Raw genomic sequence first — 12,674 nt, 5'->3', positions numbered from 1 at the left:
GGTCGTATCCTCGGGGCGGCACCCTCCCACCCTGGAAAGACGCCTCATGACCGAACACGCCGCGCCGCAAGAGGACCGCCTCGACCTCCCGGCGGCCTGGGCCGCGAAGCTCCTCCCGCGCCGAGGGAAGCGCCCCGGGACCGCGCCCGCGACCGACCCCGACGCCCCCGACCTCCTCGCCGAGCAGCTGGAGGTCCACGCGGACCTCCTCGCGCAGCTCCTGGTCATGAAGCGGAACCGGCGCCACCGCGCGGCCATCGAGGCGTTCACCGCCGGCGAGCCCGACGCCCTCGGCGCCGCCGCCGTCGGCGAGCTGCTGCGGTACGCGGGCCCGCACACCGCCGGCTGGTGGACCCGCCTCGAATTCGACGCCTGGCGCACGGCGCACGGCCTCCCGTGGGCGGTCGGCACCCTCATCGAGCGGTACGCCCTCCAGGTCGACCACAGCTGGCACCCCGACGGCACCCGGCCCCCGCACTGGCACCTCCGGCTCACCACCGCCACCACCCGCGACCTGCGCAACCTCGACCGCGACCTCGACAACGGCTTCACCGCCGAGGTCCGCGCCGCGCTCGCCGCGGCCTCCGACGAGGAGTACGGCGCCGTCGTCGCGGCCGCCGCCGCGCACCGCGACGACCCCGTCAAGCGCCTCGCCGCCGCACTCCTGCTCCCCACCGAGCACGACTGGGTCCTCCAGAGCTGCACCGAGTTCCGCCCCCACCGCGGCGGCGCGACCGACGACCGCATCCTGTACCACGCCGCCGGCGACGCCGCCCACCTCGCGGCCGCCGGGCTGACCGAGATGACCACCTACGAACTCGAGACGGAGCACGTCGCCGCCCTCATCGACTCGGTCGGCGCCGCGAGCCTGCCGATCCTGCTCGCCACCCTCGACTCGCGCTACGCCGTCGGCGCCGCCGACCGCAGGACCCTCATCAGGGCCGTCGCGCTGCTCCCCGGCGACGCGCCCGCCGCGGCCCTCGTCGCGCGGCTCGACGAGCCGTACGTCTTCGACGGCGCGGTCGAGTCCGCCCGCCGCCACCCCGGACCCCTCCTGCGCGCCGTCGCCGCCGCGGCCGCCGGGGCCCCGCCGGAGCGGCTCGGCCCCCTCACCGCGGTCGCCGCCGAGGCCGGGCCCCTCGACGGCCACCCCGCCGACCTGCGCGAGGCGATCGCGGGCCTCGCCGACCTGCGGCGGACCGCGCCCGACGCCGACCCGGCCGAACTCCCCGCGCTCCTCACTGCCCCGCCGTGGACCGTCAAGCGCCGCAGGCCAAAGCCGGTGGTCCTCGACCTCGAACCGATCGGCGGTCCCCGTCTGGTGTGGAGCGAGGAGGAGGCCGAGCGCTCGCGGTACTTCCTCGACCGCTACGGGAACGACGCCGCGCAGCTCGCCTCCTGGTACCGGTTCATGGCCGCCCGCACCCCCGGGGTGTACGACCACCGCCTCGCCATGGTCGCCGCCTACGGCCCCGACGGCATGGCCCACAAGGCGTTCCCCGACTGGGCCGCGCTCGCCGACCAGTCCTACCCCGGCGACGTGGAGGCGATCCTCCACCGCCACGGCACCGCCGCGATCGCACCCGCCCTCCTGCTCGCCGAGCGCTGGGGCTTCGACGACCACCTCATGCCCGTGTTCAGCGCCGAGGCCGCCAGGTGGGTCGCGGGCCGCTTCGCGCGGCGCAAGACCGAACGCGCCGCCGCCGCCCAGTGGTTCGAGCGGCACGGCCTCGCCGCCGCCACTGTCCTCGTCCCCGACGCCCTCGGCGCCGACCGCGGGAACCGCCAGGCCGCCGAGGCCGCGCTGTACCACCTCGCCGCCGTCCACGGCGACGACGCCGTCATCGCCGCGGCCGAGCCCTACGGGCCCGAAGCGGTCGCGGGCGTCGCGGCGCTCTTCGCGCTCGACCCGCTCGATCCGCGCGGCGCGAAGGTCCCCAAGCCCGGCCCGTGGGCCGCACCGGTGATGTTCCCGCAGGTCCTCCTCAAAGGACGCGACCGCGCGCTCCCCGAGGCGTCCGTGCGCCACCTCCTCACCGTCCTCGCGCTCGCCGCCCCCGACCAGCCGTACGCCGGGCTCGACGTGGTCGCCGAGACCTGCGACCGGGCCTCGCTCGCGCGTTTCGGCCGCGCCGTCTTCGAGCAGTGGCTCGCCGTCGGCGCGCCCGCGAAGGACCAGTGGGCGCTCACGCAGCTCGCGCACTTCGCCGAGGACGAGACCGTGTGGATGCTCGCGCCCCGCCTGCGGGAGTGGCCCGGCGAGGGCCAGCACCGCCGGGCCGTCGCCGCCCTCAAGGTGCTCGGCGCGATCGGCTCCGAGGAGGCCCTGCGCGCCATCCAGACCACCGCCGCGACGGTCCGGTTCGAGGCGCTGGGCCTGGAGGCCGGCGTCCAGATCGAGCGCATCGCCGCAGAACTCGGCCTCACCCAGGAACAGCTCGCCGACCGCGTCGTCCCCGACTTCGGCCTCGGCGAGGAAGGGGCGCGGACCGTCGACTACGGCACCCGCCGGTTCACGGTCGGCTTCGACGAGGCGCTGCGGCCCTTCGTGATCGACGAGTCCGGCAAGGCCCGCAAGACCCTCCCCAAGCCCGGCGCGAAGGACGACCCCGCCGTGGCCGAGGACGCCTACCGGCGCTTCCTCGCGTTCCGCAAGGAGCTCAAGTCCGTTGCCGCGGAGCAGGTCAAGCGCCTCGAACGCGCCATGATCGGCGGCCGCACCTGGGGCGCCGCCGAGTTCCGCCGCTACTGCGTCGAGCACGCCCTCACCGGGATCCTCGCCCGCCGCCTCGTCTGGCTCGCCGACCACAAGGGACAGTTCACCGCGTTCCGCATCGCCGAGGACGGGTCCTTCGGCGACGCCGCCGACGACGCGTTCGACCTCCCCGACGAGGCCGCGGTCCGCCTCGCCCACCCCGCACTCCTGGGCGGCGAGGCCGCCGCGTGGGCGGAGCTGTTCGCCGACTACGAGATCCTCCAGCCCTTCGACCAGCTCGCCCGGCCCGTCATGGCCTTCACCGAGGAGGAGCTCGCCACCGGCGTCCTGACCCGCTTCGAAGGCGCGACGGTGGAGACCGGCCGCCTCCTCGGCCTCGCCAAGCGCGGGTGGCACCGCGCCTACCCCGGCGACGGCGGCCTCGTCCCCGGCTTCACCTACTTCCTCGCCAGCCGCTGCTTCCTCGTCCTCACCGTCGAACCCGGCATCGCGATCGGGTACGCCGCCGAGCACCCGCGGCAGACCGTCGTCTCCGTGCGCTGCAACGACCACGAGGGCTTCGGCGGCGACCCCGTCCCGATCACCGCCCGCCTCGACCCCGTCCCCGCCGCCGAGGCCCTGGCCTCCCTCGCCCGCCTCGTGCGCGCCTGATCCCGAAGGACCACCGATGACCGAGTACCACGCCTCCCAAGAGGACCGCATCGTCTTCCCCGCCAACTGGCAGCCCGTGCGCGTGCCTCGCCGCACCGACCCCGGCGAGCCGGCCGTGCTCGACCCCGGCGGCCCCGCCGAGGCCGCGCGGCTCATCGCCCTCCACGAGGACGACCTGCGCCACGCGCTCGGGCGCCCCGAACTCGCCCGGTACGCCGATGCGGCCCTGCGCCACCTCGACGGCGCGCCCGACCCCGAAGGCGCCGCGATCGTCTCGGCGGTCATGTGGGCCCGCGAACGAAACGGCCAGATGTCGGTGCTGCGCCCCGAACTCGACGCCTGGGTCCTCGAGCACGGCCTGCCCTTCGCGGCCGTCGCCGCGCTCACGCGCCTGGGCGTCTCCTCCTGGCGCAAGTACAACGAGTCCATGCGCGACTGCACCGTGCGCCGCTACGAGCACCGCGAACTCCACACGCTCCGCACCCACCTCGACCGCGGCGTCGAGACGCTCCGCGCGCTCCTCGCCCACGCCGCCGCGACCGACTACGAGGCCGCCGTCGCCGCCGTCGAGGCGCACCGCACCACCCCCGAAGCCCGGTTCATCGCCATGGTCCTGTTCCCCGACGAGCTCGGCTGGGCCGAGGAGGCGTGCCGCGAGTACAAGGCCGTCGGCGTGTCCCACGCCGACTCCATCCTGTGGCTCACCCTCGACCGGCCCGAACTGCTCACCGCCGCAGGGCTCTCGGGCATCGAGCACTGGTGGGTCAAGCGCGAACTCCTCGCCACGGTGCTGCACCACATCGGCGGCGCCGCCCTGCCGTTCCTCAACGCGACCCTGCGCCAGCAGGTCGCCACCGACGCCCGCCACCTGCTCCTCGACGCCGTCGCGCTCCTGCCCACCGACGAGGCCGCCGCCCAGCTCGTCGGGACCCTGGGGGAGGAGCACGTGTACCAGGCCGCCACCGAGGCCGCCAAGCGCTACCCGCGCCGCCTCCTGCGCGCCGCCGCCGTCGAGGCCGGCACCATCGGCGCCGAACTGCGGCCGCGCCTGGCCGCGCTCGCCGCCGACATCCCCGCCGAGCACCGCGACGCCCTCGACCCCGCCGGCCGCGCCGCGATCGAGGCCCTGCTCGCGCCCTCCACGACCCCGGCCGCCGACCCCGCGGACCTGCCGGTGATCCTCACCGCGCCGCCGTGGACCGTCAAGGGCGCCAAGCGCAAGCCCCTCACGCTCGACCTCACCGCCGACGCCGGACCGGCCGTGGTCTGGGCCGACGGCGAGTCTGAGCGCTGGTCCAAGCCCGACTACGACTACTTCCGCAACTTCACCGACGCGGAATGGGAGAAGATGCTCGCCCGCGGCGGCGTCGCCAGCAGCGGGAGGCGCCACGACTACTCGGTCATGGCCACGTTCGCGCCGACCTCGGTCGCGCTCCGGGCGGTCGCGAAGTGGGACGGCTCCTTCAGCCCCTACACCACCAGCGACCTCAAGGTCATCGTCAGCCGCTTCGGACCCCTCGCCGCCGACCAGGTGGTCACCGCGCTCCGCTCGCACCCGACCTACCACGAGGCGATCGTCCCGATCCGCAGCGCGGCGGCCGCCCGCCTCGCCGCCGACTGGTACGCGCGCCTCAAGGGCGCCCGCGTCGGCGCCGTCGCCTGGTTCGAGCGCCACGGCGCCGAGGGCGCGGCCCTGCTCGTCCCCGACGCGCTCGGCGCCGACAAGAAGCTCCGCGGCAACGCCGAAGGGGCCCTGTGGAACATCGCGCTGCGCATCGGCACCGAGGCCGTCACCGCCGCCGCCGGACGCTACGGCCCCGAGGCGGAGGCCGCCGTCGCCGACCTCCTCGCGGGCGACCCGCTGGAGCCGCGCGGCGTCAAGCTCCCCAAGCCCGGCGCCTGGGCCAACCCCGTGATGCTCCCCGAAGTGCTCACCACCGAGGGCCGCGCGATCCCCGCCGACTCGGTGCGCCACCTCGTCACCGTCCTCGCACTGTCCACTCCGGACTACCCGTACGCGGGGCTCGACGTGGCCGCCGACGCCCTCGACCGCGACTCCCTCACCCGCTTCAGCCGGGCCCTGTTCCGCCTGTGGCTCTCCATGAGCGCGCCCTCGAAGGACTCCTGGGCGCTCACGCAGCTCTCCCACTTCGCCGACGACGCCACCGTGCGCCTCCTCGCCCCGCTCGTCCGCGAATGGCCCGGCCAGTCCCAGCACAAGCGGGCCGTCAACGGCCTCGGCGTGCTCGGCGCCATCGGCTCCGAGGAGGCCCTGCGCGCCATCCAGGGCATCGCCGAGAAGGTGAAGTTCAAGGCGCTCAAGGAGGAGGCCCGCGTCCAGATCGCGGCCATCGCCGACGGGCTCGGCCTCACCCAGGACCAGCTCGCCGACCGCCTCCTCCCCGACTTCGGCCTCGGCGAGACCGGCACGCTCGTCCTCGACTACGGGCCCCGCTCGTTCACCGTGGCCTTCGACGAGCAGCTCAAGCCCTTCGTCAAGGACGAGACCGGCAAGCCCCGCAAGAGCCTGCCCAAGCCCGGCGCCAAGGACGACCCCGAGACCGCCGACGCCGCCTACAAGCGCTTCGCGATCCTCAAGAAGGAGCTGCGCACCGTCGCCGCCGACCAGGTGCAGCGCCTGGAGGCCGCGATGGTCAACGGCCGCACCTGGACCAAGGACGAGTTCGAGCGCTACTACGTGCGCCACCCCCTCACCTGGCACCTCTCGCGCCGCCTGGTCTGGTCCGCCGAGTCCGCCGGGTCCCGGACCGCCTTCCGGGTCGCCGAGGACCGCACCTACACCGACGCCCGCGACGACGCGCTCACCCTCCCCGACGACGCCGTCATCCGCCTCGACCACCCGGTCCGCATGGGGGACATGGCCTCCGAATGGGCCGAGCTCTTCGCCGACTACGAGATCCTCCAGCCCTTCGAGCAGCTGTCGCGCCCCGTCATGGCCTTCACCCCGGAGGAACTGGAGACCGGCAGCCTCGCCCGCTTCGACGGCGCGAAGGTCGAGGTCGGCAAGCTCCTCGGGCTCACCTCGCGCGGCTGGCACCGCTCCTCGCCCGAGGACGGCGGCGTCGAGCCCGGGATCTACTTCCCCCTGCCCGGCGGCGGGTACGTCACCGTCGCCCTCGACCCGGGCATCTGGGTCGGCATGGTCGCCGAGAACCCGGTCCAGACCCTCGAAGGCGTCCGCCTCTCCGCCACCGAGGTCTACTGGTGGAGCCGGGCCGGGCGCGCCGCGGACGGCGACCACCCCAGGGACATCGACCCCGTCACCGCCTCCGAGGTCCTCGCCGCGCTCACCCGCGTCACCGCGAAGTCCTGACCGTGGGCCTCCCCGACGAGGACGCCTTCGCCCTCACCGCCGACCAGCTCGCCGCCGCCGCGCCCCGGCGCGGGGGGCGGTCGGCCCGCCCGTTCACGATGCGGCCCGCGGACACCGAGTGGTGGCGGTTCACCGGGGTCGAGCAGCGCCGGGAGCCGCTGCTCACGGCGGCGGCGCACCCCGAGACCGACCTCCGGATCGGCGCGGCGCTCCGGTACTACCTCGGCGGCGAACCCGACCCGCTCGGCGCCGCCGCCGCGTTCACCGTCGACGACGCCGTCGGCACCTCGTTCTGGCGCGACTCCGGGTACTGCCAGTACGACGCCTGGCTCGGCGAGCACGGCGCCGAGTTCGCCGCGAGCGCGGTCATGGCCTACTTCGCCGTCACCACCGTGCACCGCGTCCTGTACGGCCTCCCCGACCGCGGGGGCGCCCCGGTCCCGCTCACCGCGGTCCCGGACGGCCCGGCCCGCATCCCCTGGCGCAGCTTCGGACGCGAACTCCTGCGCCTGCGCACCCACCTCTCGACCATGCCCGAAGCGCAGTTCCGCACCATCGAGGCGGTCCTGGAGTCCAACGGTCGCAACCCGGTCCAGCGCGCCGTCCGCGCCTACCTCGTGCCCGGGCGCACCGACTGGGTCGACACCGCCTGCGCCGAGCGGGCCGCCGGGCTGATCGAAGGCCACGAGAGCACCGTCTGGCTGCTGCGCAGCGTCGGCTCCACGGCCCAGCTCGCGGCGGCGGGCCTCCTCGGCCACCGCTTCGACGCCCTCAGCCGCGCCCACGACCACTGCTCGCTCCTCGACGGCGTCGGCCCCGACTGCGCGCCGCTGCTCCTGGCCGCCTCCCTCGCCCCGGCGCTCGGCGACTCCGAACGCGAGGCCCTGCACGACGTGCTCGCGACCCTGCCCCGCGACGACGCCGTGCGGTTCTTCCTCCAGCACATCGAGACCCACCGCACCTGGGACCGCCTCCAGCGGGTCGCCGACCGCTTCCCCGTCCGCACCCTCCGCGCCGTCGCCGCCCTCACCGAGGACGCCGACACCGCGCAGCTCGCCCGGTTCATCGGACTGATCCGCTCGCACCCCGTCCTCGACGGCCCCGCCCGCGACGCGCTCGACCCCGCCGACCGCAACCGCGTCGACGCGCTCCTCGCCTGGCGCGGCCACCCGCCCGAGACCGCCGACGTCCCCGCGGCCCTGGCGGCGCCGCCGCACGGTCGCCGCGGCGCCCCCTGGGCCGCGATGGTCACCGCCACCCCGGTCCTCACCAAGGGCCGCAGGGCCCGCCTCCCGCAGGCCGCCGTCGAGCACCTGCTGGCCGCGCTCGCGCTCGACACCGCCAGGGACCCGCACCCCGCGGTGGAGGCCGCGGTCGCGCACTGCGACCCCGCGAGCCTCCGCGAGTTCTCGTGGGCCGTGTTCGCCACCTGGAACGGTGCCGGGGACCGCGCGAACCCGTGGGCGTTCACGCAGCTCGCCCGGTTCGCCGACGACGCCACGGTGCGCCGCCTCGAAGCGCTCGTCCACGAATGGCCCGGCCGGAGCCTGCACAAGCGGGCCGTGCGCGGCCTGGAACTGCTCGGCGCCATCGGCACCGAGGAGGCCCTGAGCGCGGTCCACCGCATCTCCCGGCAGGCGTCCTTCAAGGGCCTCAAGAAGGCCGCGGCGTCCGAAGTGGACCGCATCGCCGCCCGCCTCGGCCTCGACCAGGAGCAGCTGCTCGACCGCCTCGTGCCGGACGTCGAACTCGACGCCGACGGGCGCATGGCCCTCGACTTCGGGCCCCGCTCGTTCACCGTGGGCTTCGACGAGCAGCTCAAGCCCTACGTCATCGACCCGAAGGGCAAGGCCCGCAGGAGCCTGCCGCGCCCCGCCGCGGGCGACGACCCCGAGGCCGCCGCCGCGGCTGCTGCCCGCTTCGACCGGCTCAAGCGCGGTCTGAAGTCCGTGGGCACCGAGCAGGTCGGGCGCCTGGAGCGCGCGATGACCGGCGGCCGGGTCTGGTCCCGGTCCGACTTCGAGCGCTTCGTCGCCGGGCACGCCCTCATGCGCCACCTCGCCCGGCGCCTGGTGTGGCAGTACACGACCGGGCGCGGGTGGACCGCGTTCCGCATCGCCGAGGACGGCGGCTACGCCGACGTGCGCGACGATGTCCTGCGCCTGCCCGAACGCGCCGCGGTGCGCCTGCCGCACCCGCTCCACCTCGGCGCCGAGACCGCCGCGTGGGCCCAGCTCCTCACCGACTACGAAGTGGTGCAGCCGTTCGAGCAGCTCGCCCGCCCCGTCTTCACCCTCACCCGCGAGGAGGCCGCCACCGGCCGCATCGCGCGCTTCGAGGGCCGCACCGTCGCCACCGGGCCGCTGCTGGGCCTCCAGCGCGCCCGCGGGTGGTGGCAGTACACGCACGTGTTCAGCGGCGCCGGCGCGCCGCTCGGCCTGTGCCGCGAGATCCGCGACCGCGGCTGGTTCATGCTCGGCCTCAGCCCCGGCATCGACCCCGCCGACCCCGGCGCCGCGCCGCATCAGACACTGAACACGGTGCGGTTCACCGCCGAGGAGTCCGCGGACGCGGACGCCCCCCGCGACCTCGACCCGCTGCTCGCATCCGAGCTGCTGGCCCTCCTGGACCGCCACACCGTTCGATGACCTGAGCGGGACGGGATGTCGCACCCTGTCTCTATGATCTTGGGGAACCGACCGCCCCGCGAAGGAATGACATGACCGAAACCGTTGCAGCGCAAGAAGATCGATTGATCCTTCCTGCCGAGTGGACGGAACCGGTCCTGCCCCGGCGCGGGCGCGGCGCGGGCGCTCCGGTCGCGCCGGACCCCGCGGCCTCCGCGAGAGTGGGCGCCGTCCTCGCCGCCCGCCGCGACGACATGATCGCCGCGCTCGAACACCCCGACTGCGACCCCGAGCGCGGCCGGGCCGGGCTCGCGCACCTGCGCGGCGAGGCGAACCCCGCCGGCGCCGCGGTCGTCGTCACCCTGCTCCGGTTCGCCGACCCCTTCCGCGGGTCGCAGTACCAGAGCGACGGCGACCACGCCGCCGTCAACCGCGACCTGTTCGCCGCGCTCGCGGCCGACCACGGCCTCCCGTTCGCCGTCGCCGCCGCCATCGAGGAGCTCGACGTCGAGACCCGCTGGACCTCCACCGCCGGCTGGGGCGTCAACGACATCCCCACCGTCGCCCCCGGCGAAGCCTCCAGCCTCAAGTGGATCGTCGTCTGGTCCGACCGCAAGGGCGCCCTCGCGCTCGTCCGCGGCCTCCTCGCCGCCGCCGGCGACGAGGAGTACGCCCGTGTCGTGGCGACCGCCGCGGCCCACCGCGACACGCCCCTCAAGCGCGCCGCCGCCGTCCTGCTCCTGCCCGACGAGCACGAGTGGGTCGCCCAGACCTGCGCCGAACGCGCCGCCTACAAGGGCATCGCCGCCGTCGAGCAGGCCGTGTGGGCCGCCATGAGCCGCGAGGAGCACGTGCGCGCCTTCGGCGACACGCGCCTGCCCGCCCACCTCGCGAAGGAATGGCTCGTCGCCGAACTCCTCCGCAACCTCGGCGCCGCCGCCCTCCCCGTCCTCGCCGCCACCCTCGGCCACAAGAGCCTCGAACTCGCCCAGCGCACCATGCTCTTCCAGGCCGTCGCGGCCCTCCCCAGCGACGAGGCCGCGCGGCTCCTGGTCGCCCGCGCCGCCGAACCCGGCGCGCTCGCCGCCGTCAAGCCCGCCGCCGTCCGCCAGCCCCACCGCTTCGCCCGCGCCGTCGCCGCCCTCGCGGCCGACACCGCCCCCACCGAGCGCTTCCGCCTCGCCGGGGCCCTGCGCCAGGACGCCGTCCCCCTCGACACCGTTCTCAAAGGACTCGATGACCGAGAGCGCGCCGCCGTCGACGCCCTCCTCGCCGAGGCCGCCCCCGACGTCGCCGACCCCGACCGGCTCCCCGCCGCCCTCCTCGCGCCCCCCTGGGCCGAGCGCCGCCGCCGGAGCGCCCCCGACCCCGTCCCCGGCCTGACCGCCCCCGAAGGGACCGAGATCGTCTGGGCCCCCGGCGAACGCGAGGCCGCCATGGCCATCGAGCCGTCCTTCGCCGAATGGGACGACGCCGCCTTCTGGACCGGCGACTCCGAACTCGGCCTCGGCTTCGCCGACCGCCTGCGCGGGCGCCTCGCCCGCGGCGGCGCCGCCGAAGCCGGCGCCGTCCTCGCGAAGCTCCGCGACGCCCCCAAGTACGCCGGCGCCCTCGTCCCCATCCGCAGCGCCGAGGCCGCCGCCCTCGCCGCCGACTGGTTCGCGCGACTGAAGTCCGCGCGCGCCCACGGCGCCGCCTGGCTCGACCGCCACGGCGCCCGCGCCGTCCCCTACCTCGTCCCGTGCGCCCTCGGCCCCGACAAGCGCCTGCGCGACGGCGGCGAGGCCGCCCTGCGCCACCTCGCCCGCCGCCTCGGCGACCGGGCCGTCCTCGACGCCCTGCCCCCCGGCCCCGAGGTCCGCGCCCGCATCGAGGCCCTCCTCGCCACCGACCCTCGCGTGCCCCTCGCCGGCACCGTCACCCCCGGCGCCTGGGCCGACCCCGCCATGCTCCCCCCGGTCATGCTGCGCGGCAACGCCACCGCGCTCCCGGCCGCGTCCGTGCGCCACCTCATCGCGGCCCTCGCGCTCTGGTCCCCGCGACTGCCCTTCCCCGGCGTCGACGACTTCGCCGCCCACTGCGAACCCGCATCCCTCCAGCGGTTCTCCCTCGCCCTGTTCGACCTGTGGCTGCGCGCCGAGGCCCCCAGCAAGGACTCCTGGGCCGTCGACCAGCTCGGCGCCTTCGGCGACGACGCCACCGTCGCCGTCCTCGGCCCCCTCGTCGCCGACTGGCCCGGCCGCAGCCAGCTCGACCGCGCCCTCACCGGCCTCGACGTCCTCGCCCACATCGGCACCGAGGCCGCCTTCGCCGCCCTGCGCGACGTCACCCGCGCGTTCCGCTTCGCCAACACCGCCACCGAGCGCGCCCGCGTCCTCGCCGACCGCCTCGCCGCCGACCGCGGCCTCACCTACGAAGCCCTCGCCGACCGCCTCCTGCCCGACCACGGCGTGCCCGGCCCGATCGAGTTCGACTACGGCCCCAGGCGCTTCCACCTCGTCTTCGACCGGCTCCTCACCCCGCGCCTGACCGACGACACCGGCAGGGCCCGCAAGGCCCTCCCCAAACCCGGCGTCCGCGACGACGCCGCGCTCGCCAAAGCCGCGGCCGCCCGCTGCAAGGCCCTCGTCAAGACCGTCGAGACCACCGCCGAGGAGCAGGCCGACCTCCTGCGCGAGGCCATGATGGACGGCCGGACCTTCACCCTCGCCGACCTCCGCGTCCTCGACGCCCACCCCATCACCGGCGTCTTCACCCGCCGCCTCGCCTGGCACAGCCGCGGCGCCGGGTTCCGCATCGCCGAGGACGGCGGCTTCGCCGACGCCGACGACCGCGAGTTCCACCCCGACCCCGCCGCGATCCGCCTCGCCCACCCCGCGCTCCTGGGCGACGAGACCCCCGCCTGGGTCACGATCTTCGCCGACTACGAGGTCATCCAGCCCTTCGACCAGCTCTCCCGCCCCGGCGCCGGCTTCACCGCCGAGGAGCTGGAGACCGGCCGCCTCACCCGCTTCGACGGCCTCCAGGGCACCTACCCCCAGCTCGGCGAGCGCGTCGGCTGGATCCAGACCTACCGCTCCGCCGGGGAGCCGCCCGCCTGGGTCTGGCGCCTCCAGCGGGCCGTCCCCGGCGGCTGGCTCCTCGGCGACGCCGCCCCCGCCCCCGACCGCCACGACCCCGACCCGGACCTCGTCCACACCGTCACCGGCCTGCGGCTGCAAGCGAACCGCAACCGCCGCCCCGACCACGCCAGGCCCCTCCCCGGCCGCGCCATCGACCCGGTGGCCGCCGCCGAACTCCTCGCCCGGCTCACCGCACCCGTCCAGACCACCAGCTAGAAAGACTC

The 12,674-nt window shown here is 75.8% G+C and carries 4 protein-coding genes; all 4 read left to right on the top strand.

Features of this window, described 5'->3' with window-relative positions; all coding sequences use genetic code 11:
• Positions 1 to 46 precede the first annotated feature (46 nt).
• The 4 genes from BLS99_RS15050 to BLS99_RS27445 all read left to right on the top strand — a co-directional run bounded on the left by BLS99_RS15050 (position 47) and on the right by BLS99_RS27445 (position 12,666).
• Positions 47 to 3,367 carry a DUF4132 domain-containing protein gene (locus BLS99_RS15050; RefSeq protein ID WP_091051206.1) on the top strand — a complete coding sequence of 1,107 codons (3,321 nt, stop codon included), beginning with the start codon at positions 47 to 49 and terminating at the stop codon, positions 3,365 to 3,367.
• A 16-nt stretch (positions 3,368 to 3,383) separates the two neighbouring features.
• Entirely contained in the window at positions 3,384 to 6,701 is a 3,318-nt protein-coding gene (locus BLS99_RS15045; RefSeq protein ID WP_091051202.1) for a DUF4132 domain-containing protein, read from the top strand.
• Positions 6,702 to 6,703: 2 nt separating this feature from the next.
• Positions 6,704 to 9,349: a DUF4132 domain-containing protein gene (locus BLS99_RS15040; protein ID WP_091051198.1), complete on the top strand. Its 2,646-nt coding sequence runs from the start codon at positions 6,704 to 6,706 to the stop codon at positions 9,347 to 9,349.
• Positions 9,350 to 9,453: 104 nt separating this feature from the next.
• The gene (locus BLS99_RS27445; RefSeq protein WP_143034821.1) at positions 9,454 to 12,666 is read left to right on the top strand and encodes a DUF4132 domain-containing protein; all 3,213 of its coding nucleotides are present in this window, start codon (positions 9,454 to 9,456) and stop codon (positions 12,664 to 12,666) included.
• Positions 12,667 to 12,674: the final 8 nt, after the last annotated feature.

Source organism: Glycomyces sambucus (genome assembly GCF_900102815.1).
Lineage (GTDB): Bacteria > Actinomycetota > Actinomycetes > Mycobacteriales > Micromonosporaceae > Glycomyces > Glycomyces sambucus.
The sequence above is the reverse complement of the archived record's forward strand: the minus strand, read 5'-3'. Positions and strand labels throughout refer to the sequence as shown.

Bases quoted from the DNA above. Each gene is read 5' to 3' on its own strand.
- BLS99_RS15045 (WP_091051202.1), top strand. From the start codon at position 3,384: ATGACCGAGTACCACGCCTCCCAAGAGGACCGCATCGTCTTCCCCGCC.
- BLS99_RS15050 (WP_091051206.1), top strand. From the start codon at position 47: ATGACCGAACACGCCGCGCCGCAAGAGGACCGCCTCGACCTCCCGGCG.